25 protein-coding genes are annotated in these 24,924 nt (G+C 66.2%); 13 read left to right on the top strand and 12 right to left on the bottom strand.

What is annotated here, in order from left to right:
* Positions 1-7: 7 nt before the first annotated feature.
* Positions 8-1,231: an ABC transporter substrate-binding protein gene (locus tag PNAP_RS18390; RefSeq protein WP_011803041.1), complete on the bottom strand. Its 1,224-nt coding sequence runs from the start codon at positions 1,229-1,231 to the stop codon at positions 8-10.
* A 575-nt stretch (positions 1,232-1,806) separates the two neighbouring features.
* On the opposite strand from PNAP_RS18390, the gene PNAP_RS18385 reads away from it, so the two are divergent.
* The 3 genes from PNAP_RS18385 (at position 1,807) to PNAP_RS18375 (ending at position 7,248) form a co-directional block, all read left to right on the top strand.
* Positions 1,807-2,373 carry a DUF2760 domain-containing protein gene (locus PNAP_RS18385; RefSeq protein WP_011803040.1) on the top strand — a complete coding sequence of 189 codons (567 nt, stop codon included), beginning with the start codon at positions 1,807-1,809 and terminating at the stop codon, positions 2,371-2,373.
* Between the two features lie 80 nt (positions 2,374-2,453).
* Positions 2,454-4,283, top strand: coding sequence for an Hsp70 family protein (locus tag PNAP_RS18380; RefSeq protein ID WP_041377439.1), 1,830 nt, complete (start codon positions 2,454-2,456; stop codon positions 4,281-4,283).
* A gap of 106 nt (positions 4,284-4,389) precedes the next feature.
* Positions 4,390-7,248 (top strand): Hsp70 family protein, encoded by a 2,859-nt coding sequence (locus PNAP_RS18375; RefSeq protein WP_049763781.1) that lies wholly within the window; start codon positions 4,390-4,392, stop codon positions 7,246-7,248.
* Between the two features lie 132 nt (positions 7,249-7,380).
* Here the strand turns inward: PNAP_RS18375 and PNAP_RS18370 are convergent, their stop codons facing one another.
* From PNAP_RS18370 to PNAP_RS18360, 3 genes are all read right to left on the bottom strand, one after another.
* Complete coding sequence (locus PNAP_RS18370; protein WP_011803037.1) at positions 7,381-8,244, bottom strand: class I SAM-dependent methyltransferase; 864 nt, start codon at positions 8,242-8,244, stop codon at positions 7,381-7,383.
* 107 nt (positions 8,245-8,351) lie between these two features.
* Positions 8,352-9,026 (bottom strand): hypothetical protein, encoded by a 675-nt coding sequence (locus PNAP_RS27705; protein WP_011803036.1) that lies wholly within the window; start codon positions 9,024-9,026, stop codon positions 8,352-8,354.
* Between the two features lie 23 nt (positions 9,027-9,049).
* On the bottom strand, positions 9,050-10,171 hold the full coding sequence (locus tag PNAP_RS18360; protein ID WP_011803035.1) for a hypothetical protein: 1,122 nt from the start codon (positions 10,169-10,171) through the stop codon (positions 9,050-9,052).
* 631 nt (positions 10,172-10,802) lie between these two features.
* On the opposite strand from PNAP_RS18360, the gene PNAP_RS18355 reads away from it, so the two are divergent.
* The 5 genes from PNAP_RS18355 (at position 10,803) to PNAP_RS18335 (ending at position 13,699) form a co-directional block, all read left to right on the top strand.
* Entirely contained in the window at positions 10,803-11,192 is a 390-nt protein-coding gene (locus tag PNAP_RS18355; RefSeq protein ID WP_011803034.1) for a hypothetical protein, read from the top strand.
* 42 nt (positions 11,193-11,234) lie between these two features.
* Complete coding sequence (locus PNAP_RS18350; RefSeq protein ID WP_011803033.1) at positions 11,235-12,017, top strand: Crp/Fnr family transcriptional regulator; 783 nt, start codon at positions 11,235-11,237, stop codon at positions 12,015-12,017.
* Positions 12,018-12,068: 51 nt separating this feature from the next.
* Positions 12,069-12,854, top strand: a complete 786-nt coding sequence (locus PNAP_RS18345; protein WP_011803032.1) for a spermine/spermidine synthase domain-containing protein — start codon at positions 12,069-12,071, stop codon at positions 12,852-12,854.
* Positions 12,855-12,971: 117 nt separating this feature from the next.
* Positions 12,972-13,415: an OsmC family protein gene (locus tag PNAP_RS18340; protein WP_011803031.1), complete on the top strand. Its 444-nt coding sequence runs from the start codon at positions 12,972-12,974 to the stop codon at positions 13,413-13,415.
* Positions 13,416-13,420: 5 nt separating this feature from the next.
* Positions 13,421-13,699 carry a hypothetical protein gene (locus PNAP_RS18335; protein WP_011803030.1) on the top strand — a complete coding sequence of 93 codons (279 nt, stop codon included), beginning with the start codon at positions 13,421-13,423 and terminating at the stop codon, positions 13,697-13,699.
* 10 nt (positions 13,700-13,709) lie between these two features.
* Here PNAP_RS18335 and PNAP_RS18330 read toward each other — a convergent pair whose 3' ends face one another.
* The 7 genes from PNAP_RS18330 to apaG form a co-directional block, all read right to left on the bottom strand.
* Positions 13,710-14,231 (bottom strand): CinA family protein, encoded by a 522-nt coding sequence (locus tag PNAP_RS18330; protein ID WP_011803029.1) that lies wholly within the window; start codon positions 14,229-14,231, stop codon positions 13,710-13,712.
* Positions 14,228-14,785: a phosphatidylglycerophosphatase A family protein gene (locus PNAP_RS18325; RefSeq protein ID WP_011803028.1), complete on the bottom strand. Its 558-nt coding sequence runs from the start codon at positions 14,783-14,785 to the stop codon at positions 14,228-14,230. The genes PNAP_RS18330 and PNAP_RS18325 overlap by 4 nt, the downstream gene beginning before the upstream one ends.
* 9 nt (positions 14,786-14,794) lie before the next feature.
* A complete protein-coding gene (gene thiL, locus PNAP_RS18320; protein ID WP_041377434.1) occupies positions 14,795-15,781 on the bottom strand; it encodes a thiamine-phosphate kinase in 987 nt (328 codons plus the stop codon).
* A gap of 57 nt (positions 15,782-15,838) precedes the next feature.
* The gene (locus PNAP_RS18315; RefSeq protein ID WP_011803026.1) at positions 15,839-16,984 is read right to left on the bottom strand and encodes a YbdK family carboxylate-amine ligase; all 1,146 of its coding nucleotides are present in this window, start codon (positions 16,982-16,984) and stop codon (positions 15,839-15,841) included.
* Positions 16,974-18,233: a cation:proton antiporter gene (locus PNAP_RS18310; RefSeq protein ID WP_011803025.1), complete on the bottom strand. Its 1,260-nt coding sequence runs from the start codon at positions 18,231-18,233 to the stop codon at positions 16,974-16,976. Before PNAP_RS18310 ends, PNAP_RS18315 begins: the two co-directional genes overlap by 11 nt.
* Before the next feature lie 202 nt (positions 18,234-18,435).
* Positions 18,436-20,400: a site-specific recombinase gene (locus tag PNAP_RS18305; protein ID WP_011803024.1), complete on the bottom strand. Its 1,965-nt coding sequence runs from the start codon at positions 20,398-20,400 to the stop codon at positions 18,436-18,438.
* Positions 20,401-20,422: 22 nt separating this feature from the next.
* Positions 20,423-20,818, bottom strand: coding sequence for a Co2+/Mg2+ efflux protein ApaG (gene apaG, locus PNAP_RS18300; protein ID WP_041376801.1), 396 nt, complete (start codon positions 20,816-20,818; stop codon positions 20,423-20,425).
* 114 nt (positions 20,819-20,932) lie between these two features.
* Here apaG and rpe point away from each other — a divergent pair, with 114 nt between their 5' ends.
* From rpe to gph, 5 genes are all read left to right on the top strand, one after another.
* Positions 20,933-21,625: a ribulose-phosphate 3-epimerase gene (rpe, locus tag PNAP_RS18295; RefSeq protein WP_011803022.1), complete on the top strand. Its 693-nt coding sequence runs from the start codon at positions 20,933-20,935 to the stop codon at positions 21,623-21,625.
* A gap of 89 nt (positions 21,626-21,714) precedes the next feature.
* Positions 21,715-21,972: a PepSY domain-containing protein gene (locus PNAP_RS18290; RefSeq protein WP_011803021.1), complete on the top strand. Its 258-nt coding sequence runs from the start codon at positions 21,715-21,717 to the stop codon at positions 21,970-21,972.
* A 36-nt stretch (positions 21,973-22,008) separates the two neighbouring features.
* A complete protein-coding gene (locus PNAP_RS18285) occupies positions 22,009-22,548 on the top strand; it encodes a cytochrome b/b6 domain-containing protein (RefSeq protein WP_011803020.1) in 540 nt (179 codons plus the stop codon).
* A gap of 60 nt (positions 22,549-22,608) precedes the next feature.
* Positions 22,609-23,280, top strand: coding sequence for a 2-dehydropantoate 2-reductase (locus PNAP_RS18280; RefSeq protein ID WP_011803019.1), 672 nt, complete (start codon positions 22,609-22,611; stop codon positions 23,278-23,280).
* 154 nt (positions 23,281-23,434) lie between these two features.
* A complete protein-coding gene (gene gph / locus PNAP_RS18275) occupies positions 23,435-24,154 on the top strand; it encodes a phosphoglycolate phosphatase (protein ID WP_041377432.1) in 720 nt (239 codons plus the stop codon).
* A gap of 32 nt (positions 24,155-24,186) precedes the next feature.
* On the opposite strand, the gene PNAP_RS18270 is transcribed toward gph, so the two are convergent.
* Positions 24,187-24,774, bottom strand: a complete 588-nt coding sequence (locus PNAP_RS18270) for a chalcone isomerase family protein (protein WP_011803017.1) — start codon at positions 24,772-24,774, stop codon at positions 24,187-24,189.
* Positions 24,775-24,924: the final 150 nt, after the last annotated feature.

Genomic DNA, 24,924 nt, shown 5'->3' with positions numbered 1-24,924 from the left:
CTCTGGGCTATTTTTTCTTCGGCTGCGCCGCCGCCGCGATGTCAGGAGCAGGCGCAGGCGCTGCGGCAACGGCCACCGGCTTGCGGCGCAAGCCCAGCGGGGGCACGAAGGCAATCACTTCCTGCTTGCCTTTTTTCACCTCGACCATGAAGCTCATGCGGTCCAGATCGCCCTTGCCGTCGAATTCGGTGTACATCAGCGCGCCGGGGTAGCGGTCGCTGTTGACTTTCAGGTGGTGCATCGCATCGGCCACCGCCTTGCGGTCGAGCTTGCCCACCTTGTCAATCGCCGCCTTCAAAAAGTAAATGCCCGAATAGCCTTTCATGCCGTTGTGGTCCGACACGTAGCTGTATTCCTTCTCGAACTTGGCGCTGAAGGCGCGAACCGCCGGCACCGGGGCATTGACGGTCAGGCCGACATGGGCAATCGCGCCGTTGGCGGCGTCGCCGGCCAGCTCGATGACCTTCTGGCCGGTCAGCGTGGTTTCGCCAATGATGGGCTTGGTCCAGCCCTGCTTGCGCAGCTCGCGCAGGATGCGGGCCGACTCCTCTTCATTCGAATAAACAAACACGCCCTCGGCGTTGCTCTGCTTGGCCTTGAGCACTGCGGCCGAAAAATCCACCTGGCCGGCATCGGTGGAAATGGCGGTGGTGATGCGCGTTGACGAGTCTTCGAGTGCCTTTTTCAGCATGTCCAGCCCGCCCTTGCCGAAGTCGTTGTTGACGTAGATGACAGCGATGGTTTTCAGCTTGGCCTGGTCGCTCATGTAGCGCGCCACCTTGGGCATGGCGGTCGCCTGGGTGAAGCTGGTGCGAAACACATACGGGTTGCCCTGCTCGGTGATGGCTGCCGCCTCGCCGCCGGTGAAGTTGGGCACCTCGGCGCGGCGCGACTCGGCCATGCTGACCATGATGGAGCCGGAGAACACCGGGCCGAAAATGGCGAATACATCGTTGTCGATGGCTTTTTGGGTCAAGCCCTTGGCCACGCCCGGATTGCTCTGGGTGTCGCTGGTCGTGGTCTGGATCTGCTTGCCCAGGATGCCGCCCGAGGCGTTGATTTCCTTGACCGCCAGCTCGATGCCGTTCTTGAAGTTGGTGCCGGCGGTGGCGCCGCTGCCGGACAGCTCGACAATGTTGGCGATCTTGATCATTTCTTGCGCAAAACCGGCTGTTGCGCTTGCTGCTATTGCACAGGCAGCTATGAATTTAAGAGCGAATTTGGAATGCATGGGCGGCTCCTGAACATTGAAGGTGAAACACATTGACCGGAACAACGGGGCCAGATACCGCCTTGTCCGGAGGCTGGAGCCGGACTATAGGGGGCTGGCGGGCGCCGTCAAGCCGTCGCCACGGAAAAGCGTTCAATCAGCGCACGCAACGAGGGTAATCACTGTAACTTCCAGTCACGCGGTGTAACGAGTCCGGCGACTTGGGCCTTCGCATGGCGACACGCGGCGCTGGCGCCGTTCAACATCCTGGCGGCCAGCGTGCCTGGGCAAGGCAGCGCAATTTGCTATGAATTAAGTAGCTGGTGGCGCTCACCACATAAGCGCAAAAGGCCTTTTTTATGCTTGAAAATAGTGAACAGCCTGCTCATCAGGTGTTTTTTTGTGGAGACAATAGACGCTTGCAACCGGGAATTTCACAAACGGGCAGCATTTGATGCTCATCCTTGGAAAATAACGCTGCCGGCGACGCGCCCGGTGCCATGCCGCAGGCGTGTCGTCCCGGCCGTTTTTTGTGATCCGCTTCCCGTCCAATCCACCCATGTTCGGCCGCAAGCCGGCGTAATCAGGAGCCCTTAATGACCCCATCAACGCCAGACGCGAATCCTTCATTTTTCAGGCGCATTCCCATCGCCTTTGGCGCTTTTTTCAGCAGCCTGTCCGATCCTGTTTACGCCAGCCGTGTGCTTGGCCTGCGAGAGGCTGCCGCACCCGCCGCGCCCACGCCGGCGCCCGTTGCCGCTGCGCCCGCGCCTTTGAAACAGGCCACGCCCGACGCCGCGCTGCAACTGCTGGCGCTGCTGCAGCGCGACGCGCGCCTGATCGACTTCGTCCAGGAAGACCTGAGCGGCTACAGCGACGCCGAGATCGGCGGCCCGGCGCGGCTGGTGCACGAAGGCTGCGCCAAGGTGCTGCGCGAGCATTTCACCCTGGCGCCGGTGCGCCCCGAAGCCGAGGGCAGCCGCATCACGCTGAATGACGGGTTTGACGCCCGGGCCATCCGCCTGACCGGCAACGTGGTCGGCCAGGCACCGTTCAAGGGCGCCTTGAGCCACCGGGGCTGGCGTGCCACCGAAGTCAAATTGCCCAAGCTGGGCGCCGCCCATGACGCCACCGTGCTGGCCCAGGCCGAGGTGGAACTGTGAACGCCGCCAAAACCACCAAGGCCGCACAGGCCGCCAGCGCCGCAGGCACCGAAACCGCTGCGGGCGAGCCGCAGTTTTCCATCGGCATCGACCTGGGCACCACGCACTGCGCGCTGGCCTATGTCGATATCGGCGCCAGCGATGGCGAAAAGACCAGCTACGGCGTGCTCGACATCCCGCAGCTGAGCGCGCCGGGCAGCGTCGAGAGCCTGGCTTTGCTGCCGTCCTTCCTCTACCTGCCGCATGAAAGCGAACTCGCCGCAGGCGACCTGGCGCTGCCGTGGAATGGCGAGCAGGACTTCGCCGTCGGCGAAATGGCGCGCACGCGTGGCGCGCAGACGCCGATCCGCCTGGTGTCGAGCGCCAAGAGCTGGCTCTGCCACCCCGGCGTGGACCGGCGCGCGGCCATCCTGCCCAACGATGCGCCGCCCGAAGTGGCGCGCGTCTCGCCGCTGGAAGCCTCGACCCGCTATCTGGCGCACCTGCGCCAGGCCTGGGACCACGCGCACCCCGAGGCGCCGTTCGACCGGCAGGACGTGACCGTCACGATTCCGGCGTCGTTCGACCCGGCCGCGCGCGAGCTGACCGCCGAGGCCGCCCGCGCTGCCGGCTACACCTCGCTGACCTTGCTGGAGGAACCGCAGGCCGCGCTCTACAACTGGATTCAGGCCAGCGCCGGCAAGTGGCGCAAGGACGTCAAGCCGGGCGAGATCATCCTGGTGATCGACGTGGGCGGCGGCACCAGCGACTTCTCGCTGATTGCCGTGCTGGAGCGCGAAGGCAACCTCGAATTGCACCGCGTGGCCGTGGGCGACCACATTTTGCTGGGCGGCGACAACATGGACCTGATGCTGGCGCACGTCGTGGCGCGCAAGCTCTCTAGCGAGGGCAAGCAGCTCGACCCGTGGCAGATGCGCGCGCTGACCTACGCCTGCCGCAGCGCCAAGGAAAGCCTGCTGAGCGACGCCAGCCTGCAGGCGCAGCCCATCGTCGTTCCGAGCCGGGGCTCCAAACTGATCGGCGGCTCGGTGCGCACCGAGCTGACCCAGGACGAAGTGCGCAGCGCGCTGCTCGAAGGCTTTTTCCCCGAGGTGGAGGCGGCAACCCGCCCGGTGAACCGCGCCCGGGGCGGCCTGACGCAGCTGGGCCTGCCTTACGCGCAGGACGCCGGCGTGACCCGGCACCTGGCCGCGCTGCTGGGCCGCCAGGCCGGGGCCACCGCCGAACTCGAAGGCTTTGCCGGCAAGGTCGATGCGGGCGCCAGCTTTCTGCATCCGACTGCGGTGCTGTTCAACGGCGGCGTCTTCAAGTCCGACATCCTGGCCGAGCGCACGCTGGCGACGCTGAACGGCTGGCTGGCCGCCGAGCAGGCCGCGCCGGCCCGGGCGTTGAGCGGCGCCGACATGGACCTGGCGGTGGCGCGCGGCGCGGCGTATTACGGCTATGTGCGGCGCGGCCAGGGCGTGCGCATCCGGGGCGGCACGGCGCGCGCCTACTACGTGGCGGTCGAGTCGTCGATGCCCGCCATTCCGGGCTTCGAGCCGCCGATCCAGGCGCTGTGCATTGCGCCGTTCGGCATGGAGGAAGGCATCGAGGCCGACCTGCAGACGCAGGAATTCGGCCTGGTCGTGGGCGAGGCCATGCACCTGCGCTTTTTCGGCTCGTCGGTGCGGCGCCAGGACCAGCTGGGCACGCTGCTCGACTTCTGGCAGCCCGACGAGCTGCAGGAACTGGGCGAAATCCAGGCGACCTTGCCCGCCGAAGGCCGGCAGGCCGGCGAAGTCGTGCAGGTCAGGCTGCGCGCGGTAGCCACCGACACCGGCACGCTGGAGCTGACCGCCGTCGCCACGCAGGGCGGCGAGCGCTGGAAGGTGGAGTTCGACGTGCGCGCGAACAGCCTGGAGGCCTGAATCCCCGTATTGCTCCTTCCCCCAGCGGGGGAAGGGGTCACGCGGGGACGGGGTGAGTTGAGCATTGACTGACAACCTGAAGATTGAATTGAAGCGCCAAACCCTGATGAGCCACTACATCGTCGGCATCGACCTGGGCACCACCCACACCGTCGTCGCCTATGCGCCGCTGGCGTCGGGGCAGGGCGGGCCGGCCGGGCCGGCCGACATCCGCCTGTTCGACATCGAGCAACTGGTCGCGCCCGGTGAAGTCGCCGCGCGGCCGCTGCTGCCTTCGGTGCGCTACCACGCGGCACCGGGCGAACTGGATCCGGCCGCGCTGCAATTGCCCTGGCCTGCGGAGCCTGAATCCGGCCCGGCGACCGTGGTGTTCGGCGAGCTGGCGCGCAAGCTGGGCGCGCAGGTGCCGGGCCGGCTGGTGGCCAGCGCCAAAAGCTGGCTGTCGCATGCGGCGGTGGACCGGCTCGCGCCCATCCTGCCCTGGGGCGCGCCTGACGATGTGGCCAAAGTCTCGCCCGTCGAGGCCAGCGCCAGCTACCTGCGCTATGTCCGGCAGGCCTGGAACGCGCGCTTTCCGAACAGCCCGCTGGAGCGGCAGGAACTGGTGCTGACCGTGCCGGCGTCCTTCGACGAAGGCGCCCGCGCGCTGACGCTGAGCGCCGCGCGCCTGGCCGGCCTGCCCAGGCTGCGCCTGCTCGAAGAGCCGCAGGCGGTGTTCTACGACTGGCTGCTGCGCCACCGCCACCAGTTGGCCGGGGCGCTGGGACAAACCCGGCGCGTGCTGGTCTGCGATGTCGGCGGCGGCACCACCGACCTCAGCCTGATCGAGGTCGAATGGGCCGGTGGCCAGCCGCAACTGACCCGCATCGGCGTGGGCAACCACCTGATGCTGGGCGGCGACAACATGGACCTGGCGCTGGCGCATGCGGTCGAATCCCGCATGGGCGGCACGGCGGGTGCGCCTGCCGCGCCGCTGTCGGCCAGCCGGCTGGCGCAGCTGATGGACCGCTGCCGCGCCGCCAAGGAACTGCTGCTGGCCGCCGACGCGCCCGAACAGGCGCCGGTCACGCTGCTGGGCGGCGGCGCCCGGCTGATTGGCGGCAGCCGCTCGGTGATGCTGGCGCGCGAAGAGGTCGAGCGTCTCATCGTTGACGGTTTTTTCCCGCAGGTGGATGCCGGCGCGCAGGTGCAGCAGGCGCGCAGCGGCATCGTCGCCTTCGGCCTGCCGTATGCGCGCGACGCGGCCATCACCCGCCACATCGCCGACTTTTTGCGCCAGCACGGGCCGCAGATGCCCGCTGCTCTGCTGCTCAATGGCGGCGTGTTTCGCGCCGACGCGCTGGTCCGGCGGCTGGCGCAGACGCTGGGCGGCTGGCGCGGCGAGCCGTTGCGCCTGCTGCACAACGACAACCCCGACGTGGCCGTGGCGCGCGGCGCGGTGGCTTACGCCTTGTCGCAAAAGGGCCAGGCGCCGCGCATCGGCGGCGGCTCGGCGCGCAGCTACTTTTTGCGCCTCGATGATTCAAGAGGCTCGGCGAAGGCACGCGGCATCTGCATCCTGCCGCGCGGCAGCGAACCGGGCCAGGAAATGCTGCTGAAAGACCGCAGCTTTTCCCTGCGCGTCGGCCAGCCGGTGCGCTTCCAGCTGTTCAGCGCGGTGGCCGACGAGGCCGGCCAGGCGCCGTCCCGGCTCGGTGAACTGGTCACGCTGAACGAGGACGCGCTGGTGCGCCTGCCGCCCCTCGTGATGGTGCTGCAGGCCGCGCCTGGCGCTGCGGCCAGCGGCCAGCCAGCGCCGAGCCGGCAGGACATCCCGGTGCAACTGGCCACCTCGCTGACCGAGGTTGGCACACTGGAGCTGCACTGCGTCAGCCTGCTGGATGCCGGCCAGCGCTGGCTGCTGGCATTTGCCCTGCGCCAGCCCGATGCCGACGCCGCCGGCCCGCGCAGCCCCGAAGACCGCCGGCTGGCCGCCCGCATGACGGACGCCATCAGCCAGATCGACCGCATTTTTGGCACCAACAAGCAGCAGGTCAGCCCCAAGGACGTGACGCAGCTGCGCGCGCAGCTGGAGCGCCTGCTCGGCGACCGCGCGCAATGGACCACGCCGGTGCTGCGCCAGCTGTTCGATGCCTTGTGGCAGCGCGCGCGCGGGCGGCGGCGCAGCGCCGAGCATGAACGGGTCTGGCTGAATCTGGCCGGTTACGGCCTGCGCCCGGGCTTTGGCGATGCGCTCGACGCCTGGCGGGTGCAGCAGCTCTGGACCTTGTTTGCGCCCGGCGTGCAGCATGTCAATGACAAGCAGGTGGGCGCCGAATGGTGGACGCTGTGGCGGCGCGTGGCCGGCGGGCTGGACGTGCCCTCACAGCTGCGCCTGCTCGATGACTTCGCCTTCAACCTGCAGATCAGCGAAGAGGGCGCCGACGGGTTCGAGGGCGCCAAGCCGGTCAAGGGCAGTTTGGGCGACATGCTGCGCCTGGGCGCTTCGCTGGAGCGCATCCCGGCCGCCTACAAGACCGAGATCGGCGAATGGCTGCTCGGCCGGCTGCAAAAATCCACCGCAGCGCCGCCGCCGGGCCAGCGCGCGGGCCATGACGGCAGCGGCGACGACAGCCTGTATCTATGGGCGCTGGGCCGCATCGGCGCGCGCGAGCCCTTCCACGGCAGCCCGCATGACGTGGTTCCGCCCGAGACGGCGGCGGCTTGGGTTGAAAGCCTGCTGGCGCTCGACTGGAAGCGCATCGAGGCCGCCGCCTTCGCCGCCGTCAACCTGGCGCGCGTGACCGACGACCGCGCCCGGGACTTGCCGCTGGCCCTGCGCGAGCAGCTCATGGCGCGGCTCAGGGCCATCCACGCGCCTGCGGCCTGGGTTGCCATGGTGGAAAAAAAGGTGGAACTCGACGCGGCTACCGAGCGCCGCATGCTGGGCGAGTCGCTGCCGCCGGGGCTGAAATTGATGGCGTGAGGGTTTGTGGGGCGTCACGTTTGTCTTGGGAAGGTGTCGGGTCCAAAAACCCTCATTCACTATGAAATTAATAGCTGAATTCGCTCGTTCAGCAAGCGCAAAAGGCATTTTTCATGCTGAAAACATGACTCGTCAGGCCGCCGGTTTGATCCCCGCCACCAGCAGCAATTCATTCGGCCCTTCCCAGCCCTCGGGCAGCTGAAATACATCGAGCTGCTCTTCCATGTCGGCCCACGCGGCCTCCTGGGCTTCGGGCTCCAGTTGGCCCAGCAGTTGCACAATCGGCGAGGCCGACGCGCGCACGAAGTCCAGGTAATCGCGGGCCGAGGGCAGTTGGAACGGCGCATAGACCCGGGTCGCGGTCACCTTGGCAAATCCGGCCTGGCCGAAACAGAACTCCAGCAGCCCCGGCTTGCCCAGGCTCAGCAGGCCGCCGGGCTGGAACGGGTCGCGCGGCCCCAGGCCGGCATGACGCAGGGCGGTTGCCATCAGGATGCCGATGCACGGGTTGCGCTGCGGCTCCGAGAACACCAGCGCGGCCGCATGCCCGCCGGGCTTGAGCGCATGGTGCATCTGGCGCAGCGCCTGCACCGGGTCCGGGCAGAACATCAGGCCCAGCCGGCACACGGCGGCATCAAAGCTGGCAACTTCCACGTCCAGGTCTTCGGCGTCGGACACCCGCGTCTCAACCTGTCGCAAGCCGGCCTGCTGCGCGTTGTCATGGGCGAAGCGCAGCATGGCTTCGGAAATGTCGGTGGCCAGCACATGACCGCCGGGTCCGACGCGCCGGGCGATGTCCAGCGTCTGGTCGCCCGTGCCGGCGGCCATGTCGAGCACCCGCATGCCGGTGGTGATGCGCGCCGCATCCAGCATGTCGGCCGTGGCCGCCATGAGCCAGTCGTGGACGGCCGGCGTCTGGCGGTTCCAGCCGCTGGCTGACTGGTTCCACGCCTGGCGCGTGGCATCCTTGAATTCTTCGGGGCTGAAAGGGATCATGGCGGGCTCCGGCGATGGGGTGGCGGGCCTGCCAGTCTGAGGCGAAACCACCGGCATTGCAAGCGCGCGCCGGCTGCCGTGCCGGGCGCGCGTGATTCAGGCCGGCGCTAGCGCCCCGGGGACGCGTATCTTGCATCCTGCCGCGCCGCTGGCTCCGTGCTGGGCCGGGGCGGTGGGGCAGGCGCTACGGGAGGCCCGTCCACCGCAGTGACCGCCGCAGGCTCGGCAGGCGCTGCGGCCACGGCGTCGGCGGTCTGTGCAGGAGCACGAACTGCGGTTGCCGCCGGCTGCGCATCGGCAGGGGCCGCGTCCGGATCGGGAAGCGTCAGCCTGATCCGCGCCGGCTGCGCTGCGCTGTCCAGCAGCACGGCGTCACGCCGGCCCACCGCCTGCAGCACATAAGCGGACGCGATCCGCGCGCCCACGGCCAGGGGCTGGGCCGGCTCGCCATCGACCGAAATCAGCGCGGCCCCCTGGCCTGTCCCGCTGGCAATCACCCCCAGCAGGGCAAATCGCTGTGCGGCCCCGGCTTCGGGCGCACCGGCCGCAGGGGGCGATGCGCCAAGCGCACGGGCCAGCGCCGCCTGATGCGCGGGGGCCTGGGTGTCCAGTGCCTGCCTGGGCGCTTGATGGACGGCGACCGTGGCGCCCGCGCTGGCGATGCGCGACCCCCAGTAGGCCGTGCTGGCGGCGGCCACGGCCCACAGCAGTCCCGCGACCGAGCGCGACAGCCATTGATGAGCGCGCGTTGGCGGATGCAGCGCTGAAAGTGAAAGCGTCATTCCTGAAGTCCGCTGGCTTAGGCTTAGATGTCGCTCCGGCCCGTCAGCAGGCTGCGGGTGCGCTGGTAGAACCCGAGTTCATTGATCGTGACCAGCGCCCGGTTGACTGAAAAGGTCTTGTCCATGGATGCCAGCTGCGCATTGGCCAGCGCGGTCTGGCCGCGCTTGGCGGCGGCCAGGCCCAGCACGGCCCAGGGATAGGGATCGAGCTTGCCGGTTTCCCAGCCGGGCGTGTTGCCATTGAAAAACGTCCAGGCCCGGTCGTAGTAACCCGACAGTTCCGCCACGCCAAACGCCTGCGGGAACACCTGGCAGGTGGTGCCGGGGTAAAACGAGGTTTCGGTCCGCGTCGAGAGGTCGGCCATCCTGAAGGCGCTGGTGCTGGCGCTGAACAGCCCGGCCATGCCGGCGGCCATCTTGACGGCGAACTGGTCGTAATACGTGGCATCGGCCGTGTCGCCGCGCTCCCGGAGCATGGCGGCAAAGTCGCGCAGGCCCCGATAGACTTCGGCGTTGTCCATCAGGTAGCCGGCGTTGTTGGTCTGGCTGCGGGGCGACTGGAACACGCTGGTCAGGCCGCTGGGCTTGATGGACGCAATGATGTTCTTGTTCGTCATGTTCTTGAGCATGACCTTGTTCTTGTCCCACCAGGCCCAGTTCTGGCTGGCCCGCAGGTAGCGCACGGCCAGGCTCAGCAGGGTGGCCACATAGGAGTCGTCGGAGTCGGCCAGCGCCAGCGTGAAACGGCTCGGGTTGGCGCGTCCAAACGGGAAATGCACGTCCTGGATCGACAGGTTGGACTCCAGCTTGCTGAGGTACAGGTCCAGGTAGACGCGGATGTGGCTGTCCAGCGCGGCGGCGTCGAGGTACTGCACCACGGAAATCAGGCCGAGGTTGGCAAAGTACCAGTTCATGAGGCCATTGGGAGCGATCTCGTAGCCCCCGGTGTAGGGACCGGAGGGGATGCGCAGCGCCTGAATCGCCGCCACCGCGTTGATCGGGCCGGTCGTGGCGGGCGGCGTCGTGGTTGTCGTCGTGGTGCCGCGCTTTCGCGTGCTTTGCGCCATGCTGTTGCTCACGCCCCCGAGCATAGTGGCGCCCAAGGTGATGGCCGATGACTGGATGAAAAAATTGCGACGTTGCATGACCGGGTTTCCCGTGTAGAAATGTAAAAAGAGCCGCCATGCCGGCGAGGGCCGCAGGTCGAGCTGACTATCTGGTGAAGTGAAAACGCAAAAGCAGGGGGAAAAAGTCTTTCCCGCAACTCCGGGGCGGAGTGTCAAACCGGCTTGTTCCTGAACAAACGGATGTGCGCGGGAACACAGTTTTTTGAAAAGCCGCTACTGATGAGTTAGGCGGTTAGGGGCGTTTTGAATCAATGGACTGGCGGGCAAAGCCTGGCGTGCCTGCAACCGGTCGTGCCAGCTGGAGTGGTTTTTTGGGCCATGTTTTTCAGCCCTTCCCCCCGTGGGGGCTTTGCCTGCGAGGGCTGCAGGGGAATGGTTACCCAGCCCTTCGACGGTTTGCGCTGAATGCAAGGGAGTGCAAGCCAAAAACCTGTTGTAACTAAAAATGGCTGTTGTGAGTTTTTGAAAGCCTTCGAGTGAAAACTAAAGAGTTACGGATGCAAGAGATGGGTAACCACGCGTAAACGGGAAATAACTTTTGTTTACCATTTGTTGGGCGTCTTGATAAATCGCATGTCGATGTCCCTGGAAAGGCGTAGAAATGCCGATTTGTCTTCGATGAATGTGACGCTCAACTGTGGGGAAGCGCATGAAAAAACCCATCCAGGCCCTCGTTCGCTGCATGGCGCTTGCGGTTTTTGGCCTCGGCGCCGCCGCTTTGGCGCAGCCGGCAGGCAGCGCGGGCGCGGTCGCTTTCGTGACCGATGGCCGCACCTACCTGGGCCGGTACAGCCTGCCGGATGAAGCCGTTTCCGTCGAGATTGAGGGCCTGATGTACCGGGGCCATTACGCCGCCCGGGCCGAAGATGCCGGCGCGCTTGCTCCGGGCACGGCCAATACCGGCGCGTGGGGGCGCGCGTTTTTGTTCGCCAGCAGCGCCAAGGTGCTGCAGTGCCAGCTGGCCACCGGGTTTCCCCAAGTCAGCGGGCAGTGCCAGGCGGCCGATGGACGGCGGTTTGAACTGAAAGCCCGGCCCTAGGCGGACATTCCTTTTTTTAAACAAGCTTCACGAAGGCATCCAATGGCGGTCGGGAAAGACCTCTCCCTGGCCAACCGGCTGATCTCGGCGCTGCCAGCGCCAGAACGCGCCTTGCTGCTGGCGCATTGCGAGCTGGTCGAACTCAGGCACCGGCAGGTGCTGAGCCAGGCGGGCCGGCCGCTGGACTACGCCTGGTTCCCGCTGGACAGCTTTGTCTGTGTCGTCATGCCCTCGGACGATGCGCCCGATGTCCAGGTCGCGATGGTGGGCAACGAAGGCATGTTGCACACGTCGCTGGTGCTCAGGGTCGCCACGTCCGCGTTCACCGGCGCGGTCCAGGGCGCGGGCCGGGCCTTTCGCATCCCTCGCGGCGCGCTGGAGTCGCGGCTGCTTGACGACCCCTTTCTGCGCGACGTGCTGAGCCGCTATGCCGCTGTGTTCCAGACGCATCTGGCCCGGCAGCTGGTCTGCGTCAGCCACCACACGCTCCTGCAGCGCCTGGCGCGCTGGCTGCTGATGACGCGCGACCTGTCGCATTCGAGCGAGCTGTTCCTGACCCACCAGGCGCTGGCCTTCATGCTGGGCGTGCGGCGCGAAAGCGTGAGCCGGGCCGCCAGCGCCTTCGAGCAGCGCGGCCTGGTCAGCTACAGCCATGGCTACATGATGCTGCGCGACGAGGCCGGCCTGGAGCGCATCAGTTGCCACTGCTACCAGGCCAGCCTGCTGGCCTACGAGCGAATCCTGGAGTTTCCGGCCGGGGTTGGTAGCCCGGGCTTGTGGCGCGGGCCGATAATCAGCGGCCTGCCTGCCGACCTGGACGCCTGACCGCCTGAGAAGAGAAGAACCTGATGCCGTTGAATTTCCTGCTTTCCCCGCATGCCCGATAAGCCGGCGCTGCCGGGCGATTTCCGGTCGCTGCAGTATGTCAAGCCTTTCGTGCTCGACGACGGCGCGTCGAAGTCGCTGCATTTCACCCGGGGCGAGCTGCAAAGCCGCATGCTCACGCACAGCCCCTGGCGGCTGGAGGTGGACTACACCCGCACCATGATGGGCTTTTTGCTGTTCGACCCGGCACCCGCGCACATCGGCATGATCGGCCTGGGCGGCGGCTCGATTGCCAAGTTCTGTCACCGCTTCCTGCCGGCCAGCCGCATGACGGTGCTGGAGATCAACCCCTATGTGCTGGCGCTGCGCCATGACTTCCAGGTGCCCGACGACGGCGAGCGCTTCCAGGTGATTGCCGCCGATGGCGCGATGTACCTGCACACCGAATCGCCACGGTTCGACGTGCTGCTGGTCGATGGCTTTGACCACGAGGGCCAGCCCGCCGCGCTGTGCACCCAGCGCTTTTACGACGACTGTTTCGCCGCGCTGCCGGCCGGCGGCGTGCTGGCGGTCAACCTGCACTACGAGCACCCCGACTACCCGCTGCTGCTGGCGCGCATCAGCCGCAGCTTCAGCGGCAATGCGGTCGAAATCATCACGGCTGAACAGAGCAACAGCATCGTGTTCGCCCGAAAAGGCCCGCCCATCTCGCCGCGCGCCCTGAGCCTGCCGGCCAGCCTGGCCGGGCTGGACGCCGAGGCGCGCGCGCAGCTCAGGCCCGAACTGGCGCGCATGCTCTGGCTGATGAAAAACCTGGGCCTGGAGGGCGACGCGTAGGCGCGTCATTTGCGGTCTTGTCTGACGCCGCAGCCGGGCCTGAGCGGGCAAACTGCTTGGACCGGGCGCCTTGCGGCGCCTTTTCCTGCAACCCCAATCTGTTTTGAAAGCTGTCACATGACTGAAAAATCCGCATCCGTCCATTGGCAAGGCCAGGGCAAAAAAGGCCAGGGCCAGATCAGTACCGAAACCGACGCGCTCCAGGCCTATCCCTACGGCTTCGGCAGCCGCTTTGAAGACGACCGGCGCGGCACCAACCCCGAGGAACTGCTGGGCGCGGCGCACGCGGCCTGCTTCACCATGGCGTTTTCATTTGCCTGCGACAAGGCCGGCTTTGCCACCGAGTCGGTCGATACCCAGGCGCGGGTCCGCCTGGTGCCGCACGGCGACGGTTTCCTGATCGACCGCATCGCGCTGACGCTCAAGGCCGTGGTGCCTGGCATCGACGAGGCGAAGTTCCAGGAAATCGCCGAGGGCGCGAAAAAAGCCTGTCCGCTGTCAAAAGCGCTGGCCAGCGTTCCAGAGATCACGCTGTCGGCCACGCTGGGCAACGCGCGTTGAATGCCATGCCGATGAAAACCCACTTTGCCTTTGACGTGCAGTACCTGGCCGATTCGGACCGGACCCAGCCCCAGCGCGATGCCGTGATGGGCGCGCTCGAATCCACCCTGAAAGCGCTGCTGGCGGCGCAGGACAGCGCGGCCACGGTCGCGGTCAGCGACAGCCACAAAGGCCCGGGCAACAAGCTGGTCGAACTCACGACGACGCTGGATGACGCGCGGATCGCCGGCATCCTGAAGGCGTTTTCAGCGCAGCACGGCGTGAGCGTGACGGCGTTCGAGTAGAGCGCCGGCCTCAGGGCTTGGCGGCCAGCAGTTCCACCAGCCGCCCGAGCGCATGCCCCACCGTGGCCAGTCGCACGCTGGCGCGGTCGCCGTCGAAATGCCGCAGTTCGCTGACGACGCCCGCCGGCGTCGCCCAGCCGAACCACACCGTGCCGACCGGCTTGTCCGCGCTGCCGCCGGTTGGACCCGCCACGCCGGTGACGGCCACCGCTGCCTGCGCGTGCGAACGGGTCAGCGCGCCCTGCGCCATGGCGCGCGCCACTTCCTCGCTGACCGCGCCATGCCGGGCTATCAATCCGGCGGCGACGCCCAGCATTTCGGTCTTGGCTTCATTCGAATAGGTGACAAAGCCGCGTTCAAACCAGTTGCTGGAGCCGGCCAGGTCGGTGCAGGCGGCGGCGATCATCCCGCCGGTGCAGCTTTCGGCCGTGGCCATGAACCAGCCTTTTTCTTGCAAAATAATGGCTAAATTGGCCGTTTGCGCAGGTGGGGTAAGCGCGGACAGCTCTGTTTTTGATAGCGAGTCGGTCATGCGAAGAACCTCCAGAGGGCGATCACCAGCAGCGTGCAGCCGGCGGCCACCAGGTCATCGAACATGATGCCAAAGCCAGCGATGCTCCAGGCATGCCGGTCGCTGGCCGGATCAACCCCGTGCGAGAGCCGGTCGGCCCAGCCGACCGGGCCGGGCTTGGCGGCATCGAAGTAGCGAAACAGGGTGAACGCGATGGCCTGTCCCAGCAGGCCGGCCGGCATGACCAGCCACAGCACCGCCCAGAAGGCGACGATTTCATCCCAGACAATGCTGCCCGGATCGAGCACCCGCATGTTGCGCGCGGTGACGGTGCAGACCCACCAGCCCACGGGAATCGACAGCGCGATCAGCCAGCCGATGCCGCCAGGCGTCAGCCAGCGCTGCAGCAGCATGAACGACAGCCAGGCCCACAGCGTGCCGGCGGTTCCGGGCGCGAAGGGGCTCAGGCCCGAGCCAAAGCCCAGGGCGACAAAATGCGCCGGATGCGCCAGCAGGAATTTGGCCGTGGGCCGAATGGGGCCGGCGGGCGAGGGCGAGGCGAGGGCTTCGGTCATGCGGGTAGGTCAGGCAAAGTGGTCAAAGGAAGAAAAATCGCCGGTCAGGCGCTGGCCCCGCGCATCGAGCAGCCGCAGGCCGGGTTCGGCGTCGATGCGGCCGATGCGGGTGACGGGCGTGCCGGCCTGACGCGCGGCGGCCAGCACGGCTTCGCGGGCCGAAACCGGCGCGGTAAAGGCCAGTTCGTAGTCGTCGCCGCCGGCGAGCACGTAGTCGAGCTGGTTTTTTAAGGAAATAAGGCCTTTTGCGCACGCCGGATGGGCACGAGAAGCTATTAATTCAATAGCAATCGAGGTGTCCAGCGTCGCGCCAGCGCCCGAGGCCTTCAGGATGTGCCGCAGGTCGCCCAGCAGGCCGTCGCTGATGTCGAGCGCCGCCGAGGCCACGCCGCGCAGCGCCTGGCCCAGCGCGATGCGCGGCGTGGGCCGCTCCAGCCGCCCCCTGGCTTGCGCCAGCAGGTCGGCGGGCAGAGCAATGCCGCCGCGCAGCGCTTCGAGTGCCAGCCGCGCATCGCCCAGCGTGCCGCTGACATAGATGTCGTCGCCGGCCCTGGCGCCCGAGCGCAGCAGCGCCTGGCTCTTGCCGTTGACCACCGGCACTTCGCCGAACACGGTGATGCAGATGTTCAGCGGCCCCTGCGTGGTGTCGCCGCCGACGAGTTCGCAGCCGTGGGCGTCGGCCAGCGCGAGCAGCCCGCGCGAAAACGCTTCCAGCCAGGGCTCGTCCACCCGGGGCAGGGCCAGCGCCAGCGTGAAGGCCAGCGGCGTCGCGCCGCAGGCGGCCAGGTCGCTCAGGTTGACGGCCAGCGCCTTGTGGCCCAGCGCGGCCGGATCGACATCGGCGAAAAAATGCCGGCCCTCGACCAGCATGTCGCTGGAAATGGCCAGCTGCGTTCCCGGCGCGGGCTGCAGCAGCGCGCAGTCGTCGCCCACGCCGAGTACGGCGCGCGTGGCGGGGCGCGTGAAATAGCGCGCGATCAAGTCAAATTCACCCATGGCGGCAAGCATAGCGCCAGTGGCGCCAACCCACGCAGGCCGAAAATCCCTGCGCCGCTACGAAAATCCACCCGGCTCATGGTCCACGCCACCCCGGAAGCGGTCCGCTGCCTGGCGGATGACTTCGGCCAGCAGGCGTTCCTCGCCCTGGCGCTCGCGCAGCCAGCGGGCGTCGTTGTCGTTGCGCTCGACGCTGGTGCGCAGCAGGTGGATGGAGGCGCTGGCGTCCAGCCGGTGCGCATGGCGCTCGATCTGCGCCATGGTCATCAGGATGTGTTCGCGCAGCGGCATGTGGCCGCCGGTGGCCGGATCGACATACACCGCGTCCAGGCCAAAACGGCAGGCCTGGAAACGGTTGTAGGTATAGACCAGGTAGTCGTCCTCGGTCGGCATGAAGGGCTGGTCGTTCATGAACCACGAACCCAGCGACTGCACATAGCCGGCCAGCGCGGTGGCGCGCTCGATGGTCAGCGGCGTGTCGAAGACGCGGATTTCAATCGTGCCGAACTCCGGCTTGGGCCGGATGTCCCAGTAGAAATCCTTCATGCTCTTGACCACGCCGGTGTGCGCCATCTTGTTGAAGTACACCGTGAACTCGTCCCAGGTCAGCGCGAACGGCGCGCGGCCCGACAGCGGAAAGGCAAACACCGAGTTCAGCCGCGCCGAGTCGAAGGCCGTGTCCTGGCCCTGAACATACGGGCTGGAAGCCGACAAGGCGATGAAATGCGGAATGTAGCGCGACATGCGGTGCAGCGTGAGCAGCGCGGTGTCGGCGTCGGGGCAGCCGATGTGCACATGCTGGCCGAAGATGGTGAACTGCTTGGACAGGTAGCCGTACAGCTCGGACAGTTCGCGAAAGCGCGGCTTGTCGTAGATGCGGCGCTCGTGCCACTGCTGGAACGGATGGGTGCCGCCGCCGACCACCGCGATGTTGAGCTTGTCGGCGCTTTTGACCAGCGCATCGCGGATCTGCGTCAGCTGGCCCAGCACCTCGGCGGACGAGTGGCAGATGCCGGTCGAGACCTCGATCATGCTCGACGTCATCTCGGGCACCACCGCGCCGGGCAGCGCAATCTTGCTCATCAGCCGCAGCATGTCCTCGGCGTAGGGCGCCAGGTCGTAGTCGTGGGTGTTCACGAGCTGCATTTCAAGCTCGACGCCCAGGGACAGGGCGCTTGACTTCTGGAAGGGTTCAAGACTCATGGACAGGTCCGGTTGAAGCGCCGCGCACGACGGGAGACCAGGGCCGCGAGCATTCGCCGGCGCGGTAAAGGGCGACCGTGGCCAGCACGGCACCCAGCATTTCCATCAGCAGGATGGCGGGCAGGGCGATGACGGCCACCTGGCCGCCGATGGACGACGAAGCGGCCACGTACTGCGACACCAGCAGCAAGGCCACCGACGACATCGGCGACATGGCGCAGCCGACCCACAGGCCCTGGCGCCAGCTGGTGCCGCTGCCGGCATTGCCCAGCGACACGCCGGCCACCTTGGCGATCATTCGCACCACCACCAGGCCAAGGACCAGGCTGGCCACGGGCCGGCTCCAGTCGGCCTGCGCCGCCACCACCGACACCAGCACGAACATCAGCATGGTGAGCATCGACGAGGCCGTGCCCATCTGCCGGGGCCAGGACCAGGGGCGCGGGTTGAGTTGCTTGAGCAGCATGCCGCCCAGCAGCGCCGCCAGCGGCGCCGAGCCGCCGAAGTTGGATGCCAGCGCCGCCCCGGCCGCAATCAGCGACAGCAGCAGGATGGCGGTGTTCTCGCTGGTCGGGCTCATCACCCGCAGCGCCGTGCGCAGCACCAGCGCCAGCACGGCGGCCACGACCACCGACAGGCCCAGCACCACCAGCACCGGAAGCAGCGTGTCCGACAGGCCGGCTTCGCCGCGCGGCAGCATGCCGGCTCTGGCGCTGCACAGCGTCAGTGCATACAGCGTGCTCAGGGTGGACAGCACCAGCGCGCGCTCGGTGACCGGGCCGGCGGCGCGGGTGTCAATCGCCACCCGCGACAGCACCGCCGGCGACGCGGCCATGGCGACCAGCGCCAGCGACTCGGCCACCACGGCCGGCACGCCCATCAGGCCGAGCAGCCAGTACACCCCGAAATAAGTCAGCGTCGATTCCGCCAGGCTTTGCACCAGCACCATCGGGTTGTGCCGGAACCAGCGCAGCGGAATGCGCCCGCCGGCTTCGAACAGCACCACCGCCACGCCCAGTTCGAGCAAAAACAGGCCGGTTCCCTGCAGCGGCCAGGCCGCGCCGGTGAAGCCGGCCAGGCCGGCAAAGGTGCCGACGGCCGAATAGCCAATCACCTTGGGCAGGCCGGTGTAGCGGTTGACCAGGTGGCCGGCGGCGGCGGCAAGCGCGAGCAGGATGGACCATTGCACGGTCGGCAGTCCGGCCGATGGCTTGATCCATTCGGCCCAGATGGCCATGATTTCGTTCATGAGAAGTATGTCTCCACGCTAGGGGTTGGGGGCTGCGCTGCCAGGCCCGCAGGCAAGGCATGAAGCCCGGCAGGAGGCCCGGCCTTGAGCAGGCCGCAGGCCGGTCAAAAGGCCGGTGCTTGCCAGGGGGAAACAACAATGTTTCGTGAATTTACAGGACTTGGCCGAATCTTTTTGTAGGACAAGGACGAAAGCGTTGATCTTAACGGGGGATGAAAAAGTGCAGCGGATGGCTGCGCCAGCGCGCCAGAATAGCCGCCCGGATGCGGGCGCGGTCGAGCTTGCTGACGTTGTGCGCCTGCAGCGCCAGCCGGAAGGCAAAGTAAAAACTCACGCCCAGATTGAGCGCGCCGATCAGTGGAATCGAGGCCACGCTCCACCAGAACGCCGCCTGCCGCAAAGCCTCCAGCCCCAGCGACGCCCCGGCGGCCGCCAGTTGCCCGGTCGAAAGCGTGACATGGCGCAATTCCAGCTCAAGGCCAAAAAAGCCGGTGAACGCCGGGATCAGGCCGAGCATGAAACCGAGCGAGATATTCGAGGCAAAACCCGAGATGTGTTCGCGCGTGAACGCCGACCAGCGGGCCGCGCGCTCGTTGCCCAGCACGGCGGTAAAGCGCGGGTTGTGCCGCATGGCCGAGCCCAGGTGGTGCAGCACGAACCAGTTCTCGACCCAGCCGGCAATCATGCTGGAGGCAAACAGCACCACGCCGGTAAAGGCCGCCCACAGCAGCGTCGGGCCGAGCAGCGTCAGCGATTCCAGCACATGGTGGGCGCTGTCATGGCTGATCATCGGCCGGCCCAGCAGCAGCCCGATCACGGCGTTGACCAGCAGCACGGCCGGCACGACCATGAAGACATTGCCAAACACCGCCGCCACCTGGGAGCGCACCAGGTGCGTGACTTCATCGACGAAGTCCTCCAGCGTGGTGACGGATTCGTCGGAGTCGATGTCCTTGAGCTTGGCAGCCATGGCCGGCGCCGTCATGGCCGGCTGCTTGGTGGCCAGCGTGAAATGCAACAGCTGTATCAAAATGAACGAGCCGGCATAGGCCACGCTGGCCCAGAAGCCGCTCCAGAACGCCGACAGGCCGATGCCCACGACCATGAACTTGAGCAGCGTCGTCAGCGCGGTGACGGCGCCGCCGCCCATCGCCTTTCCCAGCATTTCCTTGTACTCGGCACGGTTGCGGGTGATGTAGTGCTCGCCGGTCTCGGCGCTGCGCTCGGCCATCTTGGCCGACAGCAGGGTCGAATTGGTGCTGATCAGCGCGCCTATGCTCTTGCTTTCCTGCGCGGTGGCGACGCGCCGCGCCAGCAGCTTGAGCGCGGCCATGGCCGGTTTGGGCGACAGCAGGGCATCGAGCAGTTCGCGGTCGCGCAGCATGCGCGCGCGCAGCTGGCGCAGCCGGAACACCATGCCGACGGAAATGCCGTTTTCCTCCAGATGGGCATAAATGCTGTTGACTGCCTGGCGGCAGGCATCGAGCCGCTCACGGTACTGCCTGACGGCCGCCTGCAGCGCCGCATCGTCGCGCCTAGGCTGGAAAAAGACCGTGCGCAGTTCCTGCACATCGGCGGGCAGGGCATGAAACGAGCGTGCATGCGGGCTGGCCCGGTTCATGCGCAGCCGCAGTTCCGGCGCAAAACCGGTGGCGCGGATTTGCGCCGTGCAGTAGGTGATGGCGTCCATCAGGCTGTAGTGCCAGCGCCGGGTGTCGCGCGCCGGGTTGGCCGACAGCAGCACCGTGAGCTGCGCCATCTGGGTTTCTTCCAGCGCACTGATCCACTGGGCATCGAAACGCGTCGGCACCACCAGCGGGAACAGCTCCGAGGCGTCGCGCGTTTCAGGCGTGCCGGGCAGCAGCTTGCGGCGCAGGCGCTCGGCCAGTTCGCTGACAAAGGCGGTGCGCGGCGCAAAGCCGAAATCAGCCAGCAAGGGGGTGATGTCAACCGTCTGGATCAGTGTTTCCCACCAGGCCTGCAGGCGCGCCTGAAGCTCGGGCTGCTTTTGCACGGCCTCGATGAAGGCCTGCACCCGCGCCACGGCGGCCTGAACCGAGGCCTTGTCGCCGCGAATCCATTCAAACAGCTTGATCAGCCAGACATGGCGGTCGGCCAGCTCGGCGCCCGGGTCCAGCGCCCTGAGCAACTGGGTCAGGTTCTTCATCGCAGGTCGCACCGCCACCGGATCAGTGCAGGACGCGCCCGGAGGGGCTGCTGCCGTTCATCGCTTCCAGTACAAACAGGGGAACCACCACCTCGAAGCGCTCGCCGTCCTCGGCCACGCAAAAGTAGCTGCCGTGCATGGTGCCGCTGGGGGTGCGCAGGCGCGAGCCGCTGGTGTACTGGAAGGATTCGCCGGGCTTGAGCAGCGGCTGCTGGCCGACCACGCCCAGGCCCTTGACCTCTTCGTTGTGGCCGTTGGCGTCGCTGATGATCCAGTGCCGCGAGATCAGCTGCGCCGCAACTTCGCCGGTGTTGGTTATGGTGACGGTGTAGGAAAAGCCATACAGCCCGTGCTCCGGCGCCGATTGCTCAGGCAGGTACTGGGGCAGGACTTCGCAGGAAAATTGGTATTTGGACATGGGGCATGGCATGAAAATCGGTTTGGCCGCCATGTTAACCGCCCCGGTCCGGGCTCTGCCAGCCGCTTGCCTGGCCCGCTGATGTAGCGCCCGCTTGCTGCGACAATCCTGCGCATGCCTAAAACCCTGCCCACTTATCGCATTGCCCCATCCCTGTTGTCAGCCGATTTTGCCCGCCTGGGTGACGAGCTGAAAGCCGTCATTGCCGGCGGCGCCGACTGGATTCACTTTGACGTGATGGACAACCATTACGTGCCGAACCTGACCTTCGGGCCGATGATTTGCCAGGCGCTCAAGCCGCACGCCAAGCGCGCCGACGGCACGGCCGTGCCGATTGACGTGCACCTGATGGTGCAGCCGGTCGATAGCCTGGCCGCCGCCTTTGCCGATGCCGGCGCCGACCTGATCAGCTTTCACCCCGAAGCGTCAAGCCATGTGCACCGCAGCGTGCAGGCCATCAAGGCCAGGGGCTGCAAGGCCGGGCTGGTGTTCAACCCGGCCACGCCGCTGGACGTGCTGGACTGGACGATTGACGACATCGACCTGATTTTGATCATGAGCGTCAACCCCGGCTTTGGCGGCCAGAGTTTCATCGACTCGGCGCTGCGCAAGATCGAGCAGGCGAGAAAGCGCATCGAGGCGTCGGGCCGGGACATCCGCCTGGAAGTCGATGGCGGCATCAAGATCGACAACATCGCCCGCGTGGCCGCCGCCGGCGCCGATACCTTCGTGGCTGGCAGCGCGATTTTCGGCAAGCCCGACTACAAGGCGGTGATTGACGCGATGCGCGCCGAACTCAAGGGCTGAGGCCCGGCCTTCAGAAACCCTTAATCTGGCCGGCGTGAAATACAGGGGGTCAGCAGGTGCTGGCATTCAACCTACCCGTGAGTACCCCTATGAAATCCATTTTTCTCGCCCCCCTTCTGATTGCCCTGTCCAGTGCAGCATTTGCCGGTCCCGCCTGCAGCGTTCCCCAGGACAAGTGGATGAAAGAGGCTGATTTCAAGAAAAGCCTTGAAGTGCAGGGCTACCAGATCAAGACCTTCAAGGTCAGCAAGGGCCAGTGCTACGAAATCTACGGTTTCGACAAGGCTGGCAAGAAGGTCGAAATTTACTTTGACCCGGCCACCGGCGCGCCGCTGGAAAGCAAGTGAGCGTGGAGGGGGTAGCCCTGCCGCCCCCGCCTGATCATGGAAAATTCATCTTTCTCTCCCCAGGCCCGGCCCGTCTGGGACCGTTTCGTGCGGGTGTTTCACTGGACGCTGGTGAGCTGCGTGGCACTGAACTACTTCGTGCTTGGTGACGGCAAGGCGCTGCACCAGTGGATCGGTTATCTGGCGGCGGGGCTGGTGATGGCGCGCATCGTCTGGGGCGTCATCGGCTCTCGCTACGCGCGGTTTTCAAGCTTCTTTCCCACGCCCGCCCGGCTTGGGCGGCATATTCGCCAGCTCAAGGCCGGCAAGCCCGAGATGCACTGGGGGCACAACCCTTTGGGCGCGCTGATGATTCTGGCCCTGATCAGCCTGGTGCTGGGGCTGGGCGTCACCGGATGGATGCAGACGCTGGACGCCTACTGGGGTGACGAGGTGCTGATGGAAGTCCATGAAGTGCTGGGCAACGTGCTGATTGGCCTGGCAACGCTGCATGCCCTGGCCGCGATTGTCATGGGCCGCCTGGAGCGAACCCGGTTGATCCGGGCGATGTTCACCGGCGTCAAGGAGCGCTTTTAAAGCGGCGGTGATGCCGCCGCCCTGCGCGAGCACGGCTGGCGCCTGCATCAGGGCGGCCAGTTGCTTCAAGCGCCCGCCAGGGTGTCGGACACCGCCGCCGAGCTGAGCCGGCAGGACCTGGTGATCGTCGCGCTCAAGGGGCCGGTGCTGCCACAACTCGCGGGCTGTGTGGTGCATGCCAGCGCCAGCCGGGGCGCGCCCGGCATTGTGAATCACGTCATGGGCCAGGGCCTGATCCTCGGCGAGGCGGCAGGCGGCGAATCGGCCCGGGCCACGCGCGTAGGCGCGCTGCTCAGCGGCGCGGGCTTTGATGTCACCGTGTCACCGAATGTGCGCTACGACATCTGGTTCAAGCTCTGGGGCAACCTGACCATGAACCCGGTGTCGGCCATCACCGGCGCCACCATCGACCGCCTGCTGGCCGACCCGCTGGTGCGCGAGTTCTGTTCCAGCGCCATGCGCGAGGCCGCCGCCATTGGCCGGCACATCGGTTGCGACATCACGCAAGACCCCGAGGACCGCCACGCGGTCACGGCCAGGCTGGGGGCGTTTAAAACCTCCATGCTGCAGGACGCTGAAGCCGGGCGCGACATCGAACTCGACAGCATCGTCACCGCGGTGCACGAGATGGGCCAGCGCCTGAACGTGCCCACCCCCCATATCAATGCGCTGCTGGGACTGGCGCGGCTGTTTGGCCGGACTCATCACCGCTACCCCGAGGCGCAGCCATGAAGCGCAACTTCATCGCCGGCGCGCGTCTGCCCGCCGGGATGTGCACATGTCTTCACCGTCGTAGCCAAAGGCGTGACACGTTAAAATTTTTGGACTCCATTCCCTGAAATCGATCTGATTTCCGTGGCTTTTTTGAACTTCATTGATTTTTTGCGTGAACTCTATTTTCTTGAACCACGGCCGGTACGACGCGGCCATCGTCGATCTCGACGGCACGATGGTCGATACCATGGGCGACTTCGTGGTGGCGCTCAACCTGATGCTGGCCGAAGTACTGCCCCGGGATATGGCCGGCGCGGCACTGGATTCCCTCACCGTCAGCCGCATGGTCGGCAAAGGCTCCGAGCATCTGGTGAAATCAGTGCTGAATCATGTGTTTGCGCAATCAGGACGGGCATGTGCAGCTATTGATTTGGTAGCGCATTACGACCGCGCCCAGGCCAGCTACCAGCAGCACTATGCGGCCATCAACGGCCAGCATGCAAGCCTTTACCCCGGCGTGCTGGAGGGGCTGCGCAGCCTGCAAAGCACCGGGCTTAGACTCGTCTGCCTGACCAACAAGCCGCTGGCCTTTGCGCGTTCGCTGCTCAAGCTCAAGGGCCTGGACGGGTTTTTCTGCGAAGTCTTTGGCGGCGATTCGTTCGAGCGCAAGAAACCCGATCCGCTGCCGCTGCGCAAGGCCTGCGAGTTCCTGGGAACGCTGCCGGCGCGCACCCTGATGATTGGCGACTCCAGCAACGATGCGCTGGCGGCGCGGGCCGCAGGCTGTCCGGTGCTGCTGGTGACCTATGGCTACAACCATGGCGAGCCGGTGCGCGCGGTGGATGCCGACGGTTTTGTGGACTCGCTGGCGGAACTGTTCGACCGGCGCTGACATAGGCAAAGGCCGCAGGGGCCATGGCGGCCTCAGGACGCCTTGCCCAGCAACTCGTCCTTGAGTTTCCAGTCCGCCGGCTTGCTGCCCAGCCAGATGCGCATCATGGCGTTGAAGAATTCGGCCTCCTTGATCGGCTCGCCCTGCGGCTTGCCCTTGACCGAAATCACCGTGCCCGTGCCCGGAACCCAGTCGATGGTGAAGTTTTCGCCCGCGACCATTTTCTTCTGGTCGGCAAAAACCTGGCCCATCTTGAGCAGGCCCGGAATCAGCCTGGACATCTCCGTCTTGGGGGCGTTTTCCTCGAACGCCTTGGTAAAGCTCTTGCCGAGTTCATTGGAATCGATCTCGCGCAGCAGCGTGATGCTGATGCGCTTGGGACCCGAAGTGGCATAAACCTCCTCCGGAGTCGCCGCCTTTTTGTTCAGGTAAAGGGCCGCTACATAGACCTTGAAGACGGCCTTGTAGCGAATGCCGGCGCCATTGAGCTGCAGTCTGGCGTCGCCCAGGTCAATCGGGTCGGCCAGCTTGACGCCTGCCATCTCAACCGGCGCGGCCTGAATGCCGACTGTCAGCAGCAACCCGGCCAGGGTCGTCACGCAGCGCTTTGTAAGAGTCATCCATGTCTCCAGATAAGTTATTAAATAGAACGGTCGTTCTTTTTTTTGTGGAGCCATTTTGGAACGTGAAGCCGCTTCCTTGCAACAGGTGTTTGCGCTAGTGACGGCTGGCGTGATCTGCCGCAGGTGATTTTTTCAGCGCTGCGCCGG

Source organism: Polaromonas naphthalenivorans CJ2 (assembly GCF_000015505.1).
Lineage (GTDB): Bacteria > Pseudomonadota > Gammaproteobacteria > Burkholderiales > Burkholderiaceae_C > Polaromonas > Polaromonas naphthalenivorans.
This window is presented reverse-complemented; position numbering and strand designations above follow the sequence as displayed.